Origin of the sequence: Nocardia sp. CA-107356 (assembly GCF_050946365.1) — a bacterium.
In the GTDB taxonomy this organism is placed as follows: Bacteria; Actinomycetota; Actinomycetes; order Mycobacteriales; family Mycobacteriaceae; genus Nocardia.
On the sequence record NZ_CP191992.1, the window covers coordinates 2232815 to 2254386 of the forward strand.

The 21572-nt window shown below is 65.7% G+C and carries 23 protein-coding genes; 13 read left to right on the top strand and 10 right to left on the bottom strand.

Features of this window, described 5'->3' with window-relative positions; all coding sequences use genetic code 11:
* Positions 1–20 precede the first annotated feature (20 nt).
* Positions 21–770 (bottom strand): SDR family oxidoreductase, encoded by a 750-nt coding sequence (locus ACQP1G_RS10085; protein ID WP_433201308.1) that lies wholly within the window; start codon positions 768–770, stop codon positions 21–23.
* A 22-nt stretch (positions 771–792) separates the two neighbouring features.
* The gene (locus tag ACQP1G_RS10090) at positions 793–1161 is read right to left on the bottom strand and encodes a hypothetical protein (RefSeq protein WP_433201311.1); all 369 of its coding nucleotides are present in this window, start codon (positions 1159–1161) and stop codon (positions 793–795) included.
* Between the two features lie 214 nt (positions 1162–1375).
* Between ACQP1G_RS10090 and ACQP1G_RS10095 the strand changes: the two genes are divergently transcribed.
* The 4 genes from ACQP1G_RS10095 to ACQP1G_RS10110 all read left to right on the top strand — a co-directional run bounded on the left by ACQP1G_RS10095 (position 1376) and on the right by ACQP1G_RS10110 (position 5733).
* Entirely contained in the window at positions 1376–1951 is a 576-nt protein-coding gene (locus tag ACQP1G_RS10095) for a sigma-70 family RNA polymerase sigma factor (protein ID WP_433201313.1), read from the top strand.
* Positions 1952–2191: 240 nt separating this feature from the next.
* Entirely contained in the window at positions 2192–3643 is a 1452-nt protein-coding gene (locus ACQP1G_RS10100; RefSeq protein WP_433201316.1) for an N-acetylmuramoyl-L-alanine amidase, read from the top strand.
* Positions 3644–4287: 644 nt separating this feature from the next.
* Entirely contained in the window at positions 4288–5325 is a 1038-nt protein-coding gene (locus ACQP1G_RS10105) for a CobW family GTP-binding protein (RefSeq protein ID WP_433201319.1), read from the top strand.
* Between the two features lie 216 nt (positions 5326–5541).
* Positions 5542–5733: a hypothetical protein gene (locus ACQP1G_RS10110; RefSeq protein WP_433201322.1), complete on the top strand. Its 192-nt coding sequence runs from the start codon at positions 5542–5544 to the stop codon at positions 5731–5733.
* Between the two features lie 47 nt (positions 5734–5780).
* Here the strand turns inward: ACQP1G_RS10110 and ACQP1G_RS10115 are convergent, their stop codons facing one another.
* The 4 genes from ACQP1G_RS10115 to ACQP1G_RS10130 form a co-directional block, all read right to left on the bottom strand.
* On the bottom strand, positions 5781–6788 hold the full coding sequence (locus ACQP1G_RS10115; RefSeq protein ID WP_433201325.1) for an AraC family transcriptional regulator ligand-binding domain-containing protein: 1008 nt from the start codon (positions 6786–6788) through the stop codon (positions 5781–5783).
* 147 nt (positions 6789–6935) lie between these two features.
* On the bottom strand, positions 6936–7373 hold the full coding sequence (locus ACQP1G_RS10120; protein ID WP_433201328.1) for a molybdenum cofactor biosynthesis protein MoaE: 438 nt from the start codon (positions 7371–7373) through the stop codon (positions 6936–6938).
* Complete coding sequence (moaCB, locus tag ACQP1G_RS10125; protein WP_433201330.1) at positions 7360–8403, bottom strand: bifunctional molybdenum cofactor biosynthesis protein MoaC/MoaB; 1044 nt, start codon at positions 8401–8403, stop codon at positions 7360–7362. The genes ACQP1G_RS10120 and moaCB overlap by 14 nt, the downstream gene beginning before the upstream one ends.
* Complete coding sequence (locus ACQP1G_RS10130) at positions 8400–9665, bottom strand: molybdopterin molybdotransferase MoeA (RefSeq protein WP_433201333.1); 1266 nt, start codon at positions 9663–9665, stop codon at positions 8400–8402. Before ACQP1G_RS10130 ends, moaCB begins: the two co-directional genes overlap by 4 nt.
* A 140-nt stretch (positions 9666–9805) precedes the next feature.
* Here ACQP1G_RS10130 and moaA point away from each other — a divergent pair, with 140 nt between their 5' ends.
* The 3 genes from moaA to ACQP1G_RS10145 all read left to right on the top strand — a co-directional run bounded on the left by moaA (position 9806) and on the right by ACQP1G_RS10145 (position 11708).
* Positions 9806–10864: a GTP 3',8-cyclase MoaA gene (gene moaA, locus ACQP1G_RS10135; protein WP_433201338.1), complete on the top strand. Its 1059-nt coding sequence runs from the start codon at positions 9806–9808 to the stop codon at positions 10862–10864.
* On the top strand, positions 10857–11099 hold the full coding sequence (locus tag ACQP1G_RS10140) for a MoaD/ThiS family protein (protein ID WP_433201341.1): 243 nt from the start codon (positions 10857–10859) through the stop codon (positions 11097–11099). The genes moaA and ACQP1G_RS10140 overlap by 8 nt, the downstream gene beginning before the upstream one ends.
* 207 nt (positions 11100–11306) lie before the next feature.
* The gene (locus tag ACQP1G_RS10145; protein WP_433201344.1) at positions 11307–11708 is read left to right on the top strand and encodes a DUF1003 domain-containing protein; all 402 of its coding nucleotides are present in this window, start codon (positions 11307–11309) and stop codon (positions 11706–11708) included.
* Positions 11709–11733: 25 nt separating this feature from the next.
* On the opposite strand, the gene nadE is transcribed toward ACQP1G_RS10145, so the two are convergent.
* Both nadE and ACQP1G_RS10155 read right to left on the bottom strand, forming a co-directional pair.
* A complete protein-coding gene (gene nadE, locus ACQP1G_RS10150) occupies positions 11734–12558 on the bottom strand; it encodes an ammonia-dependent NAD(+) synthetase (protein ID WP_433201347.1) in 825 nt (274 codons plus the stop codon).
* 6 nt (positions 12559–12564) lie between these two features.
* On the bottom strand, positions 12565–13206 hold the full coding sequence (locus tag ACQP1G_RS10155; protein ID WP_433201350.1) for a TetR/AcrR family transcriptional regulator: 642 nt from the start codon (positions 13204–13206) through the stop codon (positions 12565–12567).
* Positions 13207–13320: 114 nt separating this feature from the next.
* On the opposite strand from ACQP1G_RS10155, the gene ACQP1G_RS10160 reads away from it, so the two are divergent.
* The 4 genes from ACQP1G_RS10160 (at position 13321) to nrdE (ending at position 17202) form a co-directional block, all read left to right on the top strand.
* On the top strand, positions 13321–13887 hold the full coding sequence (locus tag ACQP1G_RS10160; RefSeq protein WP_433201353.1) for an NAD(P)H-dependent oxidoreductase: 567 nt from the start codon (positions 13321–13323) through the stop codon (positions 13885–13887).
* A 427-nt stretch (positions 13888–14314) separates the two neighbouring features.
* A complete protein-coding gene (gene nrdH / locus ACQP1G_RS10165; protein ID WP_062985026.1) occupies positions 14315–14548 on the top strand; it encodes a glutaredoxin-like protein NrdH in 234 nt (77 codons plus the stop codon).
* Positions 14549–14596: 48 nt separating this feature from the next.
* Positions 14597–15058 carry a class Ib ribonucleoside-diphosphate reductase assembly flavoprotein NrdI gene (gene nrdI / locus ACQP1G_RS10170; RefSeq protein WP_433201356.1) on the top strand — a complete coding sequence of 154 codons (462 nt, stop codon included), beginning with the start codon at positions 14597–14599 and terminating at the stop codon, positions 15056–15058.
* Between the two features lie 38 nt (positions 15059–15096).
* Entirely contained in the window at positions 15097–17202 is a 2106-nt protein-coding gene (gene nrdE, locus ACQP1G_RS10175; RefSeq protein WP_433208359.1) for a class 1b ribonucleoside-diphosphate reductase subunit alpha, read from the top strand.
* 143 nt (positions 17203–17345) lie between these two features.
* On the opposite strand, the gene ACQP1G_RS10180 is transcribed toward nrdE, so the two are convergent.
* Together ACQP1G_RS10180 and ACQP1G_RS10185 are read right to left on the bottom strand one after the other, a co-directional pair.
* Entirely contained in the window at positions 17346–18338 is a 993-nt protein-coding gene (locus tag ACQP1G_RS10180; RefSeq protein WP_433201359.1) for an LLM class F420-dependent oxidoreductase, read from the bottom strand.
* Positions 18339–18538: 200 nt separating this feature from the next.
* Entirely contained in the window at positions 18539–19183 is a 645-nt protein-coding gene (locus ACQP1G_RS10185) for an RDD family protein (protein WP_433201362.1), read from the bottom strand.
* A gap of 135 nt (positions 19184–19318) precedes the next feature.
* Here ACQP1G_RS10185 and ACQP1G_RS10190 point away from each other — a divergent pair, with 135 nt between their 5' ends.
* Both ACQP1G_RS10190 and mgtE read left to right on the top strand, forming a co-directional pair.
* The gene (locus ACQP1G_RS10190) at positions 19319–19828 is read left to right on the top strand and encodes a hypothetical protein (RefSeq protein ID WP_433201365.1); all 510 of its coding nucleotides are present in this window, start codon (positions 19319–19321) and stop codon (positions 19826–19828) included.
* Between the two features lie 367 nt (positions 19829–20195).
* The gene (gene mgtE / locus ACQP1G_RS10195; protein ID WP_433201368.1) at positions 20196–21560 is read left to right on the top strand and encodes a magnesium transporter; all 1365 of its coding nucleotides are present in this window, start codon (positions 20196–20198) and stop codon (positions 21558–21560) included.
* Positions 21561–21572: the final 12 nt, after the last annotated feature.

Consider the following 21572-nt stretch of genomic DNA (forward strand, 5'->3'; position numbering starts at 1 on the left):
TTTTCTCGTGCCGAAAGGCGTCAGCCGAGCCGGGCGACAACCGCGCGGGGCAGATGTGGCAGCACCACATCGATGAGCCGCCACGGCCACCCCGGAACGCATGCGCGAATCCGCTCCCCTTCGATTGCCCGCACCATCGCTGCAACGCCCTTCTCCAGCGGCGCGACCATCCGCGCGTCACCGGCTTTCGCCGCCATGTCGGTGGCGATGAATCCCGGTAGCAACGTCGTGACGGCGATCGGCGACTGCGCGAATTCGACCGTCAGCGCCTCGCCCAAAGCGGCCAGCCCGGCTTTGCTCGCGGAGTAGGCGGCCTTCGTGCCCGGCAACCCGCGGACCGCGCTCATCGAGGACACCAGCACCAGGTGGCCGCCCTGTGCGGCGCGGAAGATTTCCAGCGCCGCTTCGGTCTGGGCCAGGGCGCTGACGAAATTGGTGGTGGCCGTGGCGAGATTGGCGTCCGCGCGACCGGTGCCGATCGGTGCGCCCTTGCCGATTCCCGCGTTGACGATCACGCGATCCAGTCCGTCGAGTTCATCGCGTAATTCCGCGAACACCCGCGGCACGGCCGCGTGATCATCGACGTCGAGCGCCCGGACCGCGACCTTGATCCCCGGGTGCGCGGCGTTGAGTTCGTCGCGCAACGCTTCGAGCGCGTCCAGGCGACGGGCGCACAGGGCCAAGTCGCGGCCCTTGGCGGCGAAATCCCGCGCCATCGCCGCACCGAGTCCGGCGCTCGCACCGGTGATCAAGATCTTGCTCCGGGTCATGGTCGCGACGATAGCGGTGGGCTCAGCCGCCGAACGAGCCGGTGCTCACGGCCGGCACCATATGCCACGCGCCGCAGTTGACCGTCTTGAAGGCCACGTCGGTCGGCGCGATCTCGGCGCGGACCGGACGGTTCCTGGTGAATTCGTTATTGATGATGTAGTGCTGATCGGTGTTATCGCCCTCGACCTTGCGCAGCCGTCGCCAGTCGCAGCCGACCGCCGGATCGGGGGTGCCCGGGGCCTCCCAGGTGCCGGGCAAGATATCGACGCCCACCAGGTAGACGCCGTCCTCGGTGATGGTGTTCGCGGGCTGGGCGGCCGCGGTGCCGGTGCCCAGCAGTGTCACGGTGGACGCCATTGCCCCCGCGATCACGAGCGTGCTTGCACGCATACTGCTTGCTCCTAGAGTCGTTCTCATGCCGCCACCGGCGGCTGACCTGCGGAGATCCCCGTGTCTCCGGGGCAAAGGTCTACCAGACTCTGCGGTCGTTTTCGGCGAAATCGGAGATTCCTGTCACACATCCAACCGAGTAGGCATCACTTGGATCCGAATTCACTGTGTCGGCGGTGATTCCACTCGCGCGGGTTCCCGCGATATCTGTTGTATGAGTGGTATTTGTCCGGTGGTCGATGTCGCGGGCAGGCGGTCGACCTGTGGGACGGTGTGCGCGGGTCTGTGCACCGACGATGGGATCGCCGCCGTGCTGGCCGCCGACTGGGCACTGTTGCATTGGCGTGCCGTGCGCGGACTCGGCGATTCGGGGCTGGCCGAACAGGCGGTGCAGGAAACGCTGCTACGGGCCTGGCGCTCTTGCGCGATGTTCGACGTGCGCAAGGGCACGGTGCGCACTTGGCTGCTGGCGATTCAACGCAACGTCATGATCGATATGGCCCGCGCCCGCGCCGCCCGGCCCGCGGATACCGGATGGGAAGAGGTCGGGGAAGTCGGCGATGTCCGGTTCGCGAGCCCGGACTTCGCCGAAGGGCTTGTGGACGGTCTGCTCGTCGCGGACCTGCTCGCGCAGCTACCCGAATCGCAGCGCGCCGCGGTGGTGGAAGTGATCCTGCGGGACCGGGCCTACCAGGAGGTCGCCGATGACTTCGGCATTCCGGTCGGCACCGTGAAGACGCGGGTCCACTACGCGCTGCGCTCATTGCGCCGCCTGCCGATCGTGGCCTGACCCCGCCGACGGTCGAGTCTGGGCGGCCGCAGCATCCGCATCTGGCTGGCAACCCCCGTTTTCGCGTCGCTGCGACCGGCTTTTGGTCATCTGATCAGCGAGAATGCGGCCAACTACATCGATAACATTTCGATAACGTAGCTTGCTTTGCTGATGCTGGCGTTGCGAGAGTTAACCACTGGGTTTGGTGTTACTAGTGGGAAGGGAGGGGTGCTCCGTCCCGGGGCGCCGACACCGCACATGAAGCCAAGCATCATCAGGACCGGTATCTGCGGCGCCGTCACGGCCGCCGTGGTCGTGACGCTGTCCGGGCTGGCCCCGGTCGCGGTCGCCGATCCGGCATCGCCGGAAATGGCCACGAAACTCGCGGGCAAGACCATATTCCTCGACCCTGGTCATCAGGGTCCCAACCACGCCGAGAACCTGGCGAGGCAGGTGAGCAACGGGCGCGGCGGCACCAAGGACTGCCAGACCACCGGCATGCTCACGGTGAACGGCGTACCGGAACACACCATCAACTGGAAGGTGGCCGAGCTGGTTCGGGCCACCCTGGAAGATCTCGGCGCCAAGGTGGTGCTCAGCCGTCAGGACGACTTCGGCTGGGGCGGCTGCGTCGATGAACGGGCGGCCGCCGCCAACGCATCGGGGGCCGACGTCGCGGTCAGCATCCACGCCGATAGCGCTCCGGCGCAATACCGCGGATTCCACATGATCCTGCCGCAGTTGCCGATCCCGGATGCGAAGGTCGATCAGGTGCAGTCCGGGCCGGGTCTCGCGGCGACGAAGGCGGTGCGCGACGCCTATCTGCAGGCCGGTTTCCCGGCGGCCAACTATGCGGGCGCGCAGGACGGTCTGCAGACCCGCGCGGATGTGGCCGGTCCGGCACTGACCACCGTGCCCGATGTGTTCATCGAAATGGGCAATGGCGCGAATGTCGAGGACGCCGCCCTGCTGGAGGGGCAAGAGGGACAGGTCAAACATGCCGTGGCCATCGCGACCGGCCTGGTCGGGTTCCTGCTGGGCAACCCGCAGCCGGCGCCGCCGGCGGCATCGGGCAGCAGTGCGGTGGCCGAACAACCCGCTTCGGCTCCGGCCTCGAGCGCGCCGCAGGCGCAAGCAGTGCCCACGGTGCCGTCCGCGCCCCAGGCCAATGCCGAACCGCAGGCCCCGATCGCACCGAAGCCCGCTGCCCTCCCCGAGCCCGCTGCCCTCCCTGAGCCGGCTGCTTTCCCTGAGCCGGTGGCGGCGCCACAGCCCGCGGCGGCGCCACAGTCCGTGCCATCGACAGAGGCTGTCCCGCAGCCCCTGACCGCGCCCGCGGCACTGAATCCGCCATCCGGCTACGCAGAGGCGCCGGGTTACACACAGTTGCCCGGTTCGCCGAACGCGCAGCAGACGCCCGGCTCGTCGCAGGCACCCAGCGCTCCGCAGGCGGGTACACAGTCGCCGGGCTACGCACTCTCGCCCAACACCCCGCAGTCGCCCGGCACGGCACAGACACCCGGTTCGCAACTGTCGCCGAATCAGACCACACCGAATGCGACCAGCGGGCTGCCCGCCCTCGTCAACGCGATCATGCAAATGCTGATGCCCCTGGTCACGTCGCTCGGTATGGACAACACCGTGGTCACCTCGCAGCTGATCAACCTGGCCTACAGCCTGGCCAGCACCCTGCTCGGCCCGACGAAATAGCGCAGCCGCCCAGCTGCGGACATAGTTGCGAGTAATCCGCATCCGTAACCACTACGGGCTCGTACTGGCAACCCGTCTCGCGTCCTAGTCGTCGAGCACACGCGCCGCACGCGCGAGTCTCGACGACTAGGCATGTGATGTACACCCGGTGCCGAACTGTCCGCTCGAGGTGACCACCGCGGAGCGAGTCATATGAGCGATCCGTTCGTGGCCCGTCTCGTGTCCGAGTCGTCGAAGTGCATGCGCCGTAGTCGCGAGTCTCGGCCGCCCGGCGTGGATACATCCGGTGTCGAACTGTCCGCTCGAGGTGACCACCGCGGAGCGAGTCTTACGAGTGACCCGTTCGTGGCCCGTCTCGTGTCCGAGTCGTCGAAGTGCATGCGCCGTAGTCGCGAGTCTCGGCCGCCCGGCGTGGATACATCCGGTGTCGAACTGTCCGCTCGAGGTGACCACCGCGGAGCGAGTCTTACGAGTGACCCGTTCGTGGCCCGTCTCGTGTCCGAGTCGTCGAAGCGATGCGCCGCAGGCGCGAGTCTCGACGGCTCGGACGCGAGACCAAGGGGGCCGCGAACCCGCCGCGCCCGCGCGGCCAAAAACACAACCCGCGAATACGCAGCGCCGCAGGCGCTGCAAATATACTCAGGGTGGCTGAGCGGATTCCTGTCCTGATCGTCGCCGGGTTCCTCGGATCCGGGAAGACGACGCTGCTCAACCATCTGCTGCGCAATAACCGGGGTACCCGGATCGGCGTGGTGGTCAACGACTTCGGGGCCGTCAATATCGATGCCATGCTGGTGGCCGGGCAGGTCGACGCCATGGTGTCGCTCGGCAACGGGTGTGTCTGCTGTGCGGTGGATGTCGGCGAACTCGATGAGCTGTTCACCAAGCTGGCGCAGCCGCGCGCCAAGATCGACGTGATCGTGCTGGAGGCCAGTGGTCTGGCCGAACCGCGCAGTCTGATCCGGATGGTGGTCGGCAGCGAGAATCCGCGCATTCGCTACGGCGGATTGGTCGAGGTGCTGGACGCCGAACAGTTTCCGGACAGTCGCGAGCGCCATCCCGAACTCGCCACGCATCTGCGACTGGCGGATCTGGTGGTGTTGAACAAGGCCGATCGGGTGCCGGGGGATCGGCTGGATCGGTTGCGGCAGGAGATCACCGAGCTGATCGGGCCGGTGCCGGTGTACGCGACCAGCCAGGGGCGCATCGATCCGGGCCTGCTGTTCGACGAGCCGCTGCGCGAGATACCGCGGGTCGCCGAACAATTGAGCTTCGACGAACTGCTCGACGAGCACGACGAGCACCACGACCATGCCGGGCACCGGCATCTCCACGAGGACTACACCAGCGTGTCCTTCACCAGCGAACGGGAATTGGATCCGCGGCGTCTGGTCGAATTCCTCGAGGACCCGCCGCCGGGCCTGTTCCGTGCCAAGGGATTCGCCGCCTTCGGTGTCGCGGCCGAACGCCGCAAGTTCGTACTGCATATGGTCGGTCGCCACATCGTCTTCGAACCGGACTCCTGGTCGCGCGGCGAATCCCGCACGACTCAGTTGGTGTTGATCGGCGCGGGTCTACCCGCCGACGCGGCGCTGCGGCGGCTGCACGACACTGTGCACACCGACGCCGAACCGCTGGATCCTGCAGCCATGCTCGGCATCTGGCGCTACACCCCACACTGACGCTCGGGCAGCTACGGACGCTTCGGCGAAGTTGGCGTGTTGTGCTCGAAGTTGGCGCGTTCGGCACTTGGCCCGGCGACTGCGCGGTCTTAAAACTGACACATTGCCCCGCCGCGCGCGGCATATGCGCAACGGAGCGAACGTGCCGCGCGTGGTGTCGGTTCGGCCCAGAACCGTGATCGACCGTATTTGTCTCTACGACCGAGGGGAGAGTTCGTGTCAGAGACCTGGGAGAGCGCAACGGCATATGTGGTCGCCGCACTGGAGGCCAAGGGCACAGCCACCCGTGACGATTTCGATGTGCCCGCCATCGTCGCCGCATCCCGCGATATCGTCGACAGCTGGGATTTTCGTGCCATCGAGGATTCGACCTTCTGGCGTATCGCGGCAACCTTCCTGAAGGTGTGACCGCGTCCGTGCTGGAACAAGGGTTCGGCGCGGGGGGATGCGGCGGATCAGGCCGGTAGGTCCGATCGGTGCATGAGCTGGGTCATGGACCGACGGCGGGCCGCCCGCCGCATCGACCTCACGTCCGCATACCCGAGTAGTTCGGCTTGGCGAGTTCGGCTCAGCGGCCCATCCGCATTCGCTCGGGCGAGGCGGGCATTGCGCCCCCGCTCCAATTCCACCCGCCAGGTGGTACCCGCCTCCATCAACCTGCGCTGCAGCGTGCGCGGGCTGGTGGCGAGTCGGCGGGCCACCTGATCCAGCGATACGTCCCCCTCGGCCAGCGCATCGGCGACCGCAGCGGCGACCCGCTCTGGCCATGCGGTCGCCAAGGGCGGTGGTGGCGGGAGCGCGTCGGCCAGCGGCTGCAGCACGGTTGCGAGCACCGGATCGCTGGTGGTCAGCGGCAGGTCCATATCGCTGGCTCGGAAGGTCAAGGCATCGACCGGTGCGTCGAATTCGATGGCGGGCGTACCGAATACCTCGACGAAGGTGTCGAATCTGACCGGTGCCTGCTGTCGCAGCGATACCCGCAGCGGGATAACCGGTTCGCGGATCACCCGCCGCGCCCGGCTGAGCACCGCCGCCAGCCCCCACAGTTGGGTGAGGTCGCGGCCGCGGCCCTCGCCGTTGATCATGTCGAGGTAGATCGAAACCTCGTGTTCATTCTCGGTGACCAGGTCGAAGCGGTGGTTGGTGGTCACCGCGGCGACGTAGGGGCCACAGGTCGCCAGGCCGGCGCCGAGCGTCGGTGCGGTGGCGAACAGATAGTCGTAGAGGCCGAGGCTGGTCAGTTCGTAGCGACTGGCCACGCGCAGTGCGACATTCGGTTCGCCGAGCGCGAATTCGCCGAATTCCCAGAGCCGCGAGAACATGTGACTCGGCAGGTACACATCCTCGCCGACCATGGTCCACTCGGGTAGTCCGGTCTCGCGGATCAGCCGATCACGGTCCACCCCCGCCGCAATGAGCTGTGCGATGACGAATCTGTGCAGCAATACCTGGTCGGTGCCCAATGCGTCCCTCCTACCGCGGATCGACGGATCGTCTGCGGGAGAACGCTATCCCGCAGGTATTGAATCGTCACTGAAATCGCGTCACAGTGTTGTTTCGGGGAACAACAACCGGCGCTCGCGATGAGGTAGTCCGTTGGCAATGGCCCTTTACCCGCAGGCGTTGACCCACTCCGAGAGACCATCGGCGAACAGTTGGCGCTTCCAGATCGGCACCTCGTGCTTGATCCGATCCACCAATTCCGCACAGGTGGAAAAGGCTTCGGCGCGATGCGGGGCGGCGACGGCGACGACGATCGCGAGATCACCGACGGTCAGCTGACCGACCCGGTGCACGGCCGCCACCGGCAGCCCGGAGCGTTCGGCGAGTGCGGCGCAGCAATTGCGCAGGAACCGTTCGGCTTCCGGATGCGCGGAATACTCCAACGCAGAAACCGCCTGTCCGCCATCGTGATCGCGCACCTTGCCGGTGAACACCACGACCGCGCCGTGTTCCGGCCCGGTCACCGCGGCCTCGACCACCGCCGGATCCAGCGGCTGATCGCTGATACCCGCCAGGCGTACGGCCGCGAATTCACTTGTTGTCATGGCTGCCGCCTCCTGCCACTTGTGCGAGCAGATGATCCAGTAGCGGCTCGAGCGCCGCCATACCGTCTTTGACCCCGCCGGGTGAGCCGGGCAGATTCACGATCACCGATCGGCCCGCCAGTCCGGCCACCCCGCGACTGAGCGCGGCCAACGGGAACTTCGCGGTGCCGCGGTGCCGAATCGCCTCTGCGACACCGGGCAATTGGCGATCCAGTACGGCCAGCGTCGCCTCGGGCGTGGCATCGGTGGGGGAGGCCCCGGTGCCGCCGGTGCTGATCACCAGCGACGGTTCGAAGCGCAGGGCGTCGGCGAGGCCGATATCGATCTCGGCATCCGCGTATACCAGCGGTCCGCGCACCGAGAAGCCGAGTTCGGCAAGCCATTGCGCGAGTACCGGGCCGGTGGTGTCCACGCGGGTGCCGACCGCGGCGCCGGTGGAGGCGACCAGCACCACCGCCGAGCGTTCGCCGGAATCCGAGATATCCACCGCCGCAGCATCTTCGGTGGATTCGGTGGCCGCTGTGTCATTGTCGAGCGACTGAACGGCTGTCTCGGGCATTTCGGGGCGTTCCCAATGTCCGTGTTTGCCACCCTCTTTGGTGAGCAGCCGGACGGCATTGAGCGTCGCGGCCGGGTCGACCGCCTTCACCATGTCGTGCAAGGTGAGTCCCGCCACCGCGACCGCGGTGAGCGCCTCCATCTCGACGCCGGTGGGGCCCTTGGTCTTTGCGCTCGCCTCGATCGTGATCGCGGTGTCGGTGAACCCGAATTCGATCTTCACCGAGGACAGCGCCAGCTGATGGCACAGGGGAATGAGCTCGGAGGTCTTCTTCGCGCCCGCGATACCGGCGATCCGGGCGGTGGCGAGCACATCGGCCTTCGGCATATCGTCGGCCCGTACCAGTGCGATCACCTCGGCCGTGGTCCGCAGCTCACCGGCCGCGACCGCGATCCGGGTGGTGTCGGATTTCGCGCTCACATCGACCATGCGGGCGCGACCCTCCTGGTCGACATGGGACAACTCACTCATAGCAACCACACTCGCACAGCCGCGCCGACGGGCAGCGCGGCGACCTCCGCTGGCACATCGATCAGCACATCCGCCCAGGCCATGCCTGCGATGAGATGGGAACCGGGTCCAGAGACGACCTCGACGGCTTCCGGGTTCCGGTGCAATCCGGGCGCGACGCTATCGTCGCGGACCAGCCGTCCGCGGAGGAATTGACGTCGCCCCTCGGGCGAGCGCACCGCATTGCGCAGCGGCACTTCGTAGATCTCGACCTCGGGCAGCCCGGCCAGGCGGCGCAGTATCGGCCGGGCGAACACCTCGAAGGACACCATGGTGCTCACCGGATTTCCCGGAAAGCTCAGTACCGGCACACCGTTGACGACGGTGAGTCCCTGCGGCCCACCGGGTTGTATCGCGACCGAGCCGAATTCCCCGCCCATCGGCCGCAGCACATCCTTGACCACCTCGAAGTCGCCCTTGGACACCCCGCCGGAAGTGAAGACGATATCGGCGGATTCCGTTGCGGCGGAAAGTAATTCGCGGAATACCGAGGGATCGTCGGTGCTGTGCTCGACCGAGACGACGGTGACGCCGTTGGCGGTGAGCGCGGCCGCGAGGGCGATGCCGTTGGAGTTGTAGATCTGCCCGGGGCGCAATGGCGTTCCGGCGGGGACGAGTTCGTCACCGGTGGTGATCACCGCCGCGCGAATCGGCTGGCATACCCGCACCGTCGGGAGCCCGACCGCGGCGAGCGCGGCAATGTGGCGCGGGGCGACCGTGGTGCCCGCCCGCGCCAGCAACTCGCCGGTGCGCACATCGGTGCCAGGTTCGCGCACGAATTCGCCCGCGGTGCGGCCCCGCTCGACGGTCACCGTCGCGCCGTCGCTGTGCACATCCTCCACCGGCACCACGCAATCGGCGCCGGGCGGAATGGGCGCACCGGTCATCACCTTCATCGCGTAGCCCGCCCGTAGCGGGGTTTGTCCTGCTGCGCCCGCTGCGACCACACCGGCCAGCGGCAGCGTCACCGGCGTGAGCACGACCGATTCGGCACGCACCGCGTATCCGTCCATCGCCGAATTGCGGAACACCGGCAGGTCCACCGGGGCGTGGATGTCCTCGGCCAACTGTCGGCCCAGCGCCGCGGGCACCGCGACGGATTCGACCGGTCGCGGTGCCAACGGTCGCAGCAGTGCTTCGATGGTGTCGCGGTACGCGTCGGCGGACCGGGCCGCGGCGCGGCCCGGTCGGTGGCCACCGGAGGTGGTGTGGCGCGAGGTCATGCGGTCAGCCTAATCGCCGATCGGTAGCGAGTTCTCCTGTCGTTTCGCACGAACGCTCACCTGCCGAACTCGGAGTTTGTGAGGCCACGATGGTGCGGTCTGCCCATGGGCCCAGCGTGCCGACCGGTCATAATGGATGTGTGACACTGGTCGAGATGGGGATTCCCGCCGTGCGGTCCAGGCTGCCCTCGCTCGACGGACGCCCCGACACGCCGTACCTGGTGGATCGATTCGGGCGGACCGCACGCGATCTGCGCGTATCGATCACCGAGAAGTGCTCGCTGCGCTGCACCTACTGCATGCCCGAGGAGGGCCTGCCGCCGATCCCGCACGACGAACTGTTGACCGTCGAGGAAATCGTGCGGCTGGTCGCGCTCGCGGTGCGGGAGTTGGGGGTGCGCGAGGTCAGGTTCACCGGCGGCGAACCGCTGATGCGCCGCGATCTCGAGCGGATCATCGCGGGCTGCCACGAGCGGGTGCCCGAGGTTCCGCTGTCGATGACGACCAATGGTGTCGGACTCGCCCATCGGGTCAACGCGCTCGCGGCCGCCGGGCTGAGTCGGGTGAATGTCTCGCTGGATACCGTGGATCGGCTCGGCTTCGCCCGCCTGACCCGCCGCGACCGACTCGAATCGGTCTTCGCGGGCATCCGCGCGGCCAGAGACGCCGGGCTGGCGCCGATCAAGATCAACGCGGTGCTGATGCGCGACACCCTCGCCGGTGCGTCGGAGCTGCTGCGGTGGTGTCTGGACGAAGGCTGCGAGCTGCGGTTCATCGAGGAGATGCCGCTGGACGCCGATCATGAATGGGCCCGCGCCAATATGGTGACCGCGGCGGAATTGCTCGATGTCCTCGGTACGCGTTTCACCCTCACCGAGGCAGGCCGGTCCGATCCGTCGGCTCCGGCGGAGAAGTGGGTCGTCGACGGCGGTCCGGCGACGGTCGGCATCATCGCGACGGTGACCCGCAAGTTCTGCGATACCTGCGACCGGACCCGGCTCACCGCCGACGGCATGCTGCGTTCGTGTCTGTTCAGCGATGAAGAATTCGACGTGCGTCAGGCACTGCGCGCAGGCGCCGACGACGACGAGATCGCCACCATCTGGCGCGGCGCCATGTGGAACAAGTGGGCGGGGCACGGTATCGACGCCGAGGGTTTCGTACCCCCGGAACGCACGATGGGAGCCATCGGTGGTTGAGATCCGCTACTTCGCAGCCATCGCCGACGCCGTCGGCAAGGACCGGGAAACCCTGGAATTCCCGGCCGATGCCACGGTCGCCGATCTGCGCACCACCCTCGCCGCCTCCTACGGCCCCGACCTGGACAAGATGCTCCGAGTCTGCGCCTACCTGATCGGCGACGAACTCACCCGCGACCCCTCGGCCACCCTCACCCCCCGAGTCGACGTCCTACCCCCCTTCGCCGGCGGCTGACCCCCCATGCGGCCGGATGGCGACGGAGTCATAAGGCGGTTCAGGGGAGTTCTCCGTGCGACCATTTGACTACCGTCGGGGGCGGGCGTGCCGGCTTGTGCGTAGTCGAGCCGGTTGGGACACGTCACGGGCGTCGGCGGGGCGGGGGAGGGCGTTAGCATCAGTGCGCCAACGGGTTTCGTTGTGCCAGTTGGAGGAGGCCGAGTCATGATCAAGGCGCCGATGTTGTCGCTGCATCCTGCGGTTCTGAAACAGCAGGAGATGCGGGCGGCCAGCTTCCAGTTGCGGCTCGCCGACCAGATCACCAGATTCGCCGGGTCGATGCAGTTCGTGTACATCCATGCGGGGCTGTTCGCGGTCTGGATGCTGTGGTTGGAGCGGAGTCCATGGCCGACTCTCACGTTGGTCGTCTCGTTGGAGGCGATCTTCCTGTCGACCTTTGTGATGATCGGCCAGAACCGGCAGGCGCAGTTCCAGCAGATCAAGGCCGACCACGACTTCACCGAACAGGAGTTACAGCTCAAGAGCGATCTGGAGCTGACGAAGTCCATTCATGCGATGACCAAGGAACTGCACCGCAGGCTGATCGAGGAAGCGGACGTGAAGTAGGCCGGGGGCTCGGCCGGTAACAGGCTCAGCGCCACCAGGTGTCGAGCGGGGTGACCGGGACGGTGCGCTTGTGTCGGGTGTTCACGAAGATCGTTTCGAGCTTCTCGGCGACCTCGGGCGTGACGTCCTTGCCCTCCAAGTAGTCATCGATCTCGCTGTACCGCAGGCCCAATGCCTCCTCGTCGGGCAGTGCCGGGCGGTCGTCCTCGAGGTCGGCGGTGGGGACCTTCGACCAGATGCTCGACGGTGCGCCGAGCTCCTGCAGCAGTGCCGCGCCTTGGCGTTTGGTGAGTCCGGTCAGCGGGGTGATGTCGACGCCGCCGTCGCCGAATTTGGTGAAGAAGCCGGTGACCGCCTCGGCGGCATGGTCGGTGCCGACGACGAGCATGTTCTCCTGACCGGCGATGGCATATTGGATCACCATGCGTTCGCGGGCCTTGACATTGCCGCGTACGAAGTCGCGCAGCTTATCCACGTGCAGCGCCGAGGCCACCTCGGCGGCAACGGCATTGGCGCCGGGACGGATATTCACCACCACCGAGCGGTCGGGCTGGATGAACCGCAACGCGATCCGGGCGTCGACTTCGTCGGCCTGTACGCCATAGGGCAGTCGTACCGCGATGAAGGTGGCATCGGCGCCGTCGGCGCGCAGTTCCTCGGCGGCGAGCTGGCACAGTCGGCCGGTCAGCGCGCTGTCCTGGCCGCCGCTGATGCCGAGGACGAAACCCTGGGCTGGACTTGCGCTCAGATAGTCCTTGAGGAAATCGATCCGCCGCCGCACTTCGACCTTCGGTTCGATATTCGACTGGACGCCCAACTCGGCGATGATCTGTTCACGCAGGTTCCCCATGACGCCTCACTCTACTGGGCGCGACGGGGTGACAACCCGCCGAACGAAGGCCTCCCAGTTGTCGCCGATCTGACAGCGGTCGTAGCCGAGGACATGCATCTGATGCATCACCAGCGCGGCGCCGAGCAAGCCGAGCAGTCCATCGGCGATCAGTACTACATCGCCATCGACCGGTACCTGCCGCAGCAGCATCGTCACGTGCGCGCGGAGCAGGCCGTAGGGCGGGCCGGTATAGCGGTCGCTGGCCTCGCCGATTTCCGCGGCGCGGTGCAGTTCGCCCGCGACCTCGATATCGAGTAGCCGGGCCCGGCCGAAGGCGACGAGCCGATCCACCGGCGCCGCACCCGGTCCCAGCGGCGGCGGTCCGAACATGAACTCTTCCTGGAACTTTCGCTCGGCGTGATCCAAGAGTGCGCGCAGCAGCCCTGACCTGCTGCCGAACCGGCGGAAGACGGTGCCCTTGCCGACACCGGCGCGCTTGGCGAGCGCGTCCATGGTCAGGCTGTCCACGCCTTGCTCACGCACCAGCTGCTGCGCCGCGTCCAGGAGTAGTTGGCGGTTGCGCGCCGCGTCCGCGCGTTCGGTGCTGCCGGGCAGGGGCGCGCCGACGCCGAGCAATGGCCGCTCGGGCATCATTCCGTCCGGCATGGATGTGCTGTAGCTCACAGGCCTCTCGCGGTTCTCCCGGGAATGGAATCGGACTATGGTCCGGTTAGTGTAGGCAGAAGTTCGGACACCACATTCAGTACACCAGGAGTTGTCATGAGCCAGACCCGGATCCTTGCTCTTGTTGGCAGCCTTCGCGCCGCTTCGATCAATCGCCAGCTCGCCGAGGCCGCGGTGCAGACCGCGCCCGATGGTGTCGAGATCGCCATCTACGAGGGCCTCGCCGATATCCCGTTCTATAACGAAGACCTCGACGTACCCGGCTCCGTACCCGCCGCCGCGCAGGCGCTGCGCGACGCGGTCGCCCAGTCCGATGGACTGCTGCTGGTTACGCCTGAATACAACGGCAGCATCCCCGCGGTGCTGAAGAACGCCATCGACTGGGCCTCGCGGCCGTACGGCGTCGGTGCGCTCGCGGATCGTCCGGTTGCGGTGGTGAGCGGTTCGATCAGCCAGAACGCGGGCAAGTGGGCGCACGGCGATGTGGTCAAGGCGCTCGGCGTCGCGGGCGCTCGGGTCGTCGACGGCGCGCACCTGCACTTCGCCGGATTCGGTGAACGGTTCGCGCAGGCGCATCCGCGCGAGGATGCCGAGGCGCTGACCCAGCTCGGCGCCACCGTGCACGAACTGGTCCAGGCGACCGGCAAACTGGTGTCCGCCTGAGCGTCGAGTCCTGATCGGAGGGCCGCCCCCGGCTCCGTTCGCGGAGTCGGGGGCGGCCCCTTTTTCGTTCGCCGAAGGAAGTTTGCTGAAAGGGCGCTATGGTGCGAAATTGTGATCTGCGCCACTGTCGTGTCGGGTTGCGAATCGAGCGTCCAGGTACTTACCGCTTGGGAATTTCATCTTTGTGACTCGCAACATGTCGTGTTGGATGAATCTGTCGGCCACTAGGTGTAGTGTCTTCCGTACTGGAAGACGGGAATGAGATCGGCTTCGGCCCCGAGTGGCTGAGCAGGGATTTCAGGACGGATCCAGGAGTTTGCGCAGCGTAGGTCGGATCACGCATCGCCAGCGACCGCTTGCCGGTCGCTCGAAACGATCAGCATACGGATCACAGGCTGTGGATCAGGCATAGGAGAGAGGGACATCAATGACCATCACCGTGTACACCAAGCCCGCTTGCGTCCAGTGCAATGCCACCTACAAGGCGCTCGACAAGGCCGGGGTGGACTACGAAGTCATCGATATCTCCGAGAACGACGATGCCCGCGACTACGTCATGGCACTGGGTTACCTGCAGGCGCCGGTCGTCGTCGCCGGTGAGGACCACTGGTCCGGCTTCCGGCCCGACCGGATCAAGTCACTCGCGACCGTGGCGGCCTGATCGCTTCCAGCTTTCCGGTGCATCCGATGGGAAGGGGAGGAGGTAGCCATGTCTACAGGGACAGCGCTGGTCTACTTCTCCAGTGCCTCGGAGAATACGCACCGCTTCGTCGAGAAGCTGGGACTCCCGGCGACTCGCATACCACTGCACACCGCTGACTCGCTGCGCGTAGACGAACCGTACGTGCTGATCGTCCCCACCTACGGGGGCGGTCGGCACGTCCTGGGGGGAAATAGATCCGATAAGGATTTCGTGCCACGGCAGGTCGCCAAGTTCCTCAACGATCCGCACAACCGCGCGCTGCTGCGCGGTGTCGTCGCGGCGGGAAACACGAACTTCGGCGATACCTATTGCTATGCGGGCGAGGTGATCTCGCGCAAGTGCGGGGTGCCTTACCTATATCGCTTCGAACTCATGGGAACCGCTGAGGACGTCGAACGCGTCCGAGAGGGATTGGGATTGTTTTGGCAACAGCAACGACAGCACCGACCGGCAAAACGGCTCGCTTAGAGCAGCCCCCGGTCCGTTCCGCCGATGCGGGCGAGGTGATGGACTACCACGCCCTCAACGCGATGCTGAACCTGTACGGCGCCGACGGCAAGATCCAGTTCGACAAGGACCGCGAGGCCGCGCACCAGTACTTCCTGCAGCATGTCAACCAGAACACCGTCTTCTTCCACAACCTCGACGAGAAGCTGGACTACCTGGTCGACGAGAACTATTACGAGGCAGAGGTTCTCGACCAGTACAGCCGTCCCGTCATCAAGTCGCTGTTCCAGCAGGCCTACGCCAAGAAGTTCCGGTTCCCGACCTTCCTCGGCGCGTTCAAGTACTACACCTCGTACACGCTGAAGACCTTCGACGGGAAGCGCTACCTGGAGCGGTTCGAGGACCGCGTTGTCATGGTCGCGCTGACCCTCGCGGCCGGTGACGAGGTACTCGCGGGCAAGCTGGTCGACGAAATCATCGACGGCCGTTTCCAACCCGCCACCCCGACCTTCCTCAACTCGGGCAAGAAGCAGCGCGGTGAGCCGGTGTCGTGCTTCCTGCTGCGCATCGAGGACAATATGGAGTCCATCGGACGCTCCATCAACTCCGCACTGCAGCTGTCCAAGCGCGGTGGCGGTGTCGCGTTGCTGCTCAGCAATATTCGTGAGCACGGTGCGCCGATCAAGAAGATCGAGAACCAGAGCTCGGGCGTCATCCCGATCATGAAGCTGCTCGAGGATTCGTTCTCCTACGCCAACCAGCTCGGCGCGCGGCAGGGCGCGGGCGCGGTGTACCTGCACGCGCACCATCCCGATATCTACCGGTTCCTGGATACCAAGCGGGAGAACGCGGATGAGAAGATCCGCATCAAGACCCTGTCCTTGGGCGTCGTGATCCCGGATATCACCTTCGAGCTGGCGAAGAAGAACGAGGATATGTACCTCTTCTCGCCGTATGACGTGGAGCGCATCTACGGCAAGCCGTTCGCCGATATCGATGTCACCGAGAAGTACTACGAGATGGTCGACGACAAGCGGATCCGCAAGTCGAAGATCAAGGCGCGCGAGTTCTTCCAGACCATCGCCGAGCTGCAGTTCGAATCCGGCTACCCCTACATCATGTTCGAGGACACGGTGAACCGGGCCAACCCGATCGCGGGCAAGATCACGCACTCGAATCTGTGCTCGGAGATCCTGCAGGTGTCGACGCCGTCGCTGTTCAACGACGATCTGTCCTATGCCGAGGTGGGCAAGGACATTTCGTGCAACCTCGGATCGCTGAATATCGCCAAGACGATGGATTCACCCGATTTCGCGCGGACCATCGAGGTGGCGATCCGGGCTCTGACCGCGGTCTCGGATCAGACGCACATCTACTCGGTGCCCTCGATCGAACAGGGCAATAACGAATCCCATGCGATCGGCCTCGGCCAGATGAACCTGCACGGGTACCTGGCCCGCGAGCGGGTCCACTACGGGTCCGAAGAGGGTATCGACTTCACCAATATCTACTTCTACACCGTGGTGTACCACGCGATTCGGGCCTCGAACCTGATCGCGAAGGAACGCGGCAGCTATTTCGGCGGCTTCCCCGAATCCAAGTACGCCTCCGGTGAGTACTTCGACAAGTACACCGAACAGGCGTGGGAGCCGAAGACCGAGAGGGTCGCGCAGCTGTTCGCCGATGCGGGCGTGCACATTCCGACCCAGGACGATTGGCGTCAGCTCGAGGCCTCGGTCATGGAGCACGGGATCTACAACCAGAACCTGCAGGCCGTCCCGCCGACCGGCTCGATCTCCTACATCAACCACTCCACCAGCTCGATCCACCCGGTGGCGTCGAAGATCGAGATCCGCAAGGAAGGCAAGATCGGCCGCGTCTACTACCCGGCGCCCTACCTCGACAACGACAACCTCGAGTACTACGACGACGCCTACGAAATCGGCTACGAGAAGATCATCGACACCTACGCCGCCGCCACCCAGCACGTGGACCAGGGCCTGTCGCTGACGCTGTTCTTCAAGGACACCGCGACCACTCGCGACCTGAACCGCGCGCAGATCTACGCGTGGCGCAAGGGCATCAAGACGCTGTACTACATTCGGTTGCGCCAAATGGCTTTGGAGGGAACCGAAGTCGAGGGTTGCGTCAGCTGCATGCTGTAGTCGTTTCCGAAAAGGGGCGGTCTCCATCGGAGGCCGCCCCTTTCGGCTTTCCGGGCGCATACCGCCTGACTAGAGTTGTATAGATGTCGGGGCGCTCGGACTGGCTGACTGCGACAGCCCGCGGACGAGGGGGCGAACGGGGGTCAGTGTAGGGCGGGGGCTACTTCGCGCTCGAAGAGTTCGATTCCGGTCGTATCGTAGGCGGCCTCGGGGAAGTTGAAGATGGCATAGCCGAGGCCGAGATCGCGCACCTTCGTGAGGTTTTCGATGACCTGCTCGGGAGTGCCGACGGTGGCGGAGGAACGGAACATACCGTCGATGAAGGCCTTGGCCCGGTCGTCGCCGATGACGGCGGCCAGCTTGGCCTGCAACGTCGAAAGACGTTCTTCCACTTCGGCTTGCGTGGATGCGATCACCGTGTTGAAGTTCGATGAGCGCACGATGGCCTCGAAATCGGTTCCGACGTCGGCGCAGTGGGCGCGCAGGATTTCCGACTTGCGGGTGAACTCGTCCGGAACACCGCTGAAATTGGTGTACTGCGCGTATTTCGCCGCGATCCGCAGTGTCTTCTTCTCGCCGCCGCCCGCGATCCACAGCGGAATTCCGCCCTCTTGCAATGGAAGTGGGCGCACGATGGCACCGTCGACCTGGTAGTACTTGCCGTCGAGGGTGGCCTTGCCTTCGGTCCACGCCTGTTTGAAGATCTGCACACCTTCGTCGAGGCGGCCGAGCCGCTCACCCGCCGACGGGAATCCGTAACCGTAAGCGCGCCATTCGTGCTCGTACCAGCCGCCGCCGATGCCCATCTCGACCCGGCCGCCCGAGATCAGATCCGTGGTGGCCGCGACCTTCGCCAGATAGGCCGGATTGCGGTAGCTGATCGCGGTACACATCTGCCCCAACCGCACCCGCGAGGTACTGGCCGCGAACGCCGCCATCAATGTCCAGGCCTCATGCGTGGCCTCCTCGGTCGGCACCGGCACCGTGTGGAAGTGGTCGTACACCCAGAGCGACTCCCAGGTATCGCCACTATCGATCCGCTGGGCCAGATCGCGCATCGCCCCCCACTGCGCCGCCGGTTCGATACCGACCAGATCGAGCCGCCAACCCTGCGGAATGAAGATGCCGAAGCGCACAGATCTCTCCTTCACGTATATACCCGAACCTGGCCGCGAACTGCTCCAGGACGGGATCTCAGCCGCGGTGTGGCGGCAGCACGATTCCGGCCGAACGCCGCGGGGGACGCCCGGCCGGAGCCACTACCCGCCTCCACTGTTCCGTGTCCGCGGCTTGCGGGCAACCGTTCCGCGCTGCCTGCGCCGAACTGGTAGGTGTGTCAGCCCAGGAAGGACAGTGGGGTGACGATGACGGCGAACGCTCCGGTGAACCACTGCACGACCAATTCCCACAGCGTCACCGAGGAGCCGTCGCGGTGTGTGGTCCGGAGCCCGAAGATCGCCTTGCCGAGAGTGGTCTGGCTGATCCGCTGAATGCAGACCCGATGCACGAACGACGCCGTGACCCCGGCGAGTACGCCCAGGAAAACTGCACGTTGTGGCTGGTGGGCGTACTGGTCGAGGGCCAGCCACACGCCCGTGCCGATACCGATATGCAGAATCAAGTCGATGAGGAAGCCAACTGCTGCGTAGCCGCCGGACTCTTCGATGGAACCGTCCGGGTTACGCCTGCCGACAGTCAGAAACGTATCGTCGGCGGGCCTTTGCGTGGAGTCGGTGTAGCGCAGCTTCCCGTTCGGGTCGCGTTCGAATCGGGCCTTCGATGCCGGTGCTTCGATACCTGCCACCGGTCCGTTACCCGGGAGCTCCCGACCCCGCGTGTCCTCCGGATCGCCGATCGCCGAATATGCGGGGCTGGGCGGAGCGGTTCGCTGTGCACTCAGGTGCGGCGCGGCGTCGTGGTGACCGTTGGTCGACGAATTGCCCGGATACATTTGCGGATTCCCCCTACCCAGTCTGTGCACGCCACACAGGCTCTACACATCTTCGGACCCAGTATGCAGTGCGGCGGACACCGCTCGATGCGCCGGGTGAGCCAGCGCGAGCCGAAAATCGCTGGCGCCGGAACAGAATTCGGGTCAAGCTGGATCACGATAGTGATGAATAGTTATGGACAACCTCGACTCGGGGTGGATTTCGGTCGAGTCATTCAGGGGGCCGCCCTGCCGGACGGCGGCGACGATACGGTCTTTCTCTCCGGCGGCATCGAAGCGGCATTGGCCACGCCGCCGACGGACGGTGCGTTCGAAGTATTGGCCCGCCTGGTCGCACGGTTCGACGGGCAGGCCTGGGTGATCTCCAAATGCGGCCCTCGCGTTCAGGAACGGACCCTGCAGTGGCTCGACCACCAAGGGTTCTACCAGCGGACCGGGGTACCGAGCGACAACGTGCGGTTCTGCCGCAAGCGTGCGGACAAGGCGATCCACTGCGCCGAGTTGGGGATCACGCATATGATCGACGACCGGCTCGACGTGCACCGGGCGCTGCGAGATGTGGTGCCCAACCGCTATCTTTTCGGTGTACAGGGCGCGGACGTACCGGACTGGGTGCGGCATACCGCGACCTGGTCCGAGGTCGAGGTCGCCGTCGCCGCGACATTCGGTTCCTGACATCGGAATCGATCGGATGTGATCCGGGCCATTGTTGGCCGAATTGTCGCCGATCCTTACGCTCTTCGAATGTGATCGCCCCCCGATGCGCGTGTATCCTGCACGAGGAAGCTTTGCGTTTCGCCTTGTCCTGGCGGCGCATACGGTAGATCTGCGCTGGTGTGGACCACGCAGTGACGAGAAGGAGGTGGGGTTGCCATGCGCAGCGAACCTCCCAGTCGAAGGCCGCGCGGCGCCGCCCTTCGTACTGTCGTCAGCTCTCGGGAGCAATAGCTTCCCCTGATCGCCGGTCTTCGGGTTGGTGCCCGCGGTGTTACTTCGTTTTCGATTCACCGCCTTACTCGCCGTTATGTGCTGAGGACCTCCCATGTCGCAGACCGATCTCATCGAAGCACGTCCGACGCTGTCCGCATCCCTGCGCGACGTCGCGGATACCCATCGTGTCGACGCCGCGCTCGACTGGCTCGACGACCATCCGCCGCATGTCATCGCGGACGAACTCGCACGCATGGACGCCGTCCAGGCTGGCGTTGCCTTCCGTCTGCTCGACAAGGATCTGGCGCTCGCCGTCTTCGAGGAGCTCGAACCCGTTGACCAGCAACAGATTCTGGAGGGTCTGCGCGATCAGAGCTTCCGCGAGCTGGTCGAGGGCATGGACCCCGACGACCGGGCCAGGATGCTGCGCGAGGCACCCGCCAAGGTCGCCAAGAAGGTGCTGGCCGGACTGAGCGCGCGCGAACGGCGGATGACCGCGGCGTTGCTCGGCTATCCGGAGGGCTCGGTCGGGCTCTATATGACGCCGGAAGTCGTTGCGCTGCCCCGTAATTTGAGCGTCCCCGACGCGTTGCAGACGGTGCGGATCAAAGGCATCAATGCCGAGACGGTGTACACGCTGCCCGTCGTCGACTCCGGCCGCCGCCTCACCGGCATTGTCGAATTGCGCGAACTGGTGCTGAGCCGGCCCGACACCATGGTGTCGGATCTGGTCGTCACCGAACCGACGTTCGTGCGTGCCACCGACTCCGCGGAGCAGGCGGCGCGGCTGATGCGCGAGACCAATGTCATCAACCTGCCGGTTGTCGACAGTGAGGACCGGCTCGTCGGGTTGCTCACCATCGATGATGCGGTCGAGGTCATCGAGGCCGCCGATAGCGAGGATGTCGCCAAGCAGGCGGGCTCCGCGCCGTGGGAGGGCCACTACATGGCGGCCAAGGTCTTCCAGCTGGCCCGCTACCGTGCGCTGTGGTTGCTGCTGTTGCTGTTCGCGGCCACTTTGACGGTCAGTGTCACCGATTTCTTCGAGGGCACTCTGCAGCAGGCGGCGCACCTGGCGCTGTTCATCCCGCTGCTCATCGGCGCGGGCGGCAATGCGGGCGCCCAAGCGGCGACCGCCTGTGTACGCGCACTCGCCGTCGGGGAGGTGCGCGGCTCGGACCTGTTCACGGTGATCTGGCGCGAATGCCGCGTCGGCCTGGTACTCGGCACCATGCTGGCCACCGCTGGCGTTGCCATCGGTGCGCTGTTCGTCGATCCGGGCACCGCCCTGGTCGTCGGCATCACCCTGGTCATCATCTGCGGCTGGGCCGCCACCATCGGCGGCACCATGCCCTTGCTGGCCAAGCGCTTCCGCATCGACCCGGCGGTCGTCTCCGCACCCATGGTGACCACCTTGGTCGACGCCACCGGCCTCATCATCTACTTCACCACCGCCAAACTCGTCCTCGGCATCTGATCGCGAAGCACC

Bases quoted from the DNA above. Each gene is read 5' to 3' on its own strand.
- ACQP1G_RS10085 (WP_433201308.1), bottom strand. From the start codon at position 770: ATGACCCGGAGCAAGATCTTGATCACCGGTGCGAGCGCCGGACTCGGT.
- ACQP1G_RS10090 (WP_433201311.1), bottom strand. From the start codon at position 1,161: ATGCGTGCAAGCACGCTCGTGATCGCGGGGGCAATGGCGTCCACCGTG.
- ACQP1G_RS10095 (WP_433201313.1), top strand. From the start codon at position 1,376: ATGAGTGGTATTTGTCCGGTGGTCGATGTCGCGGGCAGGCGGTCGACC.
- ACQP1G_RS10100 (WP_433201316.1), top strand. From the start codon at position 2,192: ATGAAGCCAAGCATCATCAGGACCGGTATCTGCGGCGCCGTCACGGCC.
- ACQP1G_RS10120 (WP_433201328.1), bottom strand. From the start codon at position 7,373: ATGACAACAAGTGAATTCGCGGCCGTACGCCTGGCGGGTATCAGCGAT.
- moaCB (WP_433201330.1), bottom strand. From the start codon at position 8,403: ATGAGTGAGTTGTCCCATGTCGACCAGGAGGGTCGCGCCCGCATGGTC.
- ACQP1G_RS10130 (WP_433201333.1), bottom strand. From the start codon at position 9,665: ATGACCTCGCGCCACACCACCTCCGGTGGCCACCGACCGGGCCGCGCC.
- ACQP1G_RS10145 (WP_433201344.1), top strand. From the start codon at position 11,307: ATGATCAAGGCGCCGATGTTGTCGCTGCATCCTGCGGTTCTGAAACAG.
- nadE (WP_433201347.1), bottom strand. From the start codon at position 12,558: ATGGGGAACCTGCGTGAACAGATCATCGCCGAGTTGGGCGTCCAGTCG.
- ACQP1G_RS10155 (WP_433201350.1), bottom strand. From the start codon at position 13,206: ATGCCGGACGGAATGATGCCCGAGCGGCCATTGCTCGGCGTCGGCGCG.
- ACQP1G_RS10160 (WP_433201353.1), top strand. From the start codon at position 13,321: ATGAGCCAGACCCGGATCCTTGCTCTTGTTGGCAGCCTTCGCGCCGCT.
- nrdH (WP_062985026.1), top strand. From the start codon at position 14,315: ATGACCATCACCGTGTACACCAAGCCCGCTTGCGTCCAGTGCAATGCC.
- nrdI (WP_433201356.1), top strand. From the start codon at position 14,597: ATGTCTACAGGGACAGCGCTGGTCTACTTCTCCAGTGCCTCGGAGAAT.
- nrdE (WP_433208359.1), top strand. From the start codon at position 15,097: ATGGACTACCACGCCCTCAACGCGATGCTGAACCTGTACGGCGCCGAC.
- ACQP1G_RS10190 (WP_433201365.1), top strand. From the start codon at position 19,319: ATGAATAGTTATGGACAACCTCGACTCGGGGTGGATTTCGGTCGAGTC.
- mgtE (WP_433201368.1), top strand. From the start codon at position 20,196: ATGTCGCAGACCGATCTCATCGAAGCACGTCCGACGCTGTCCGCATCC.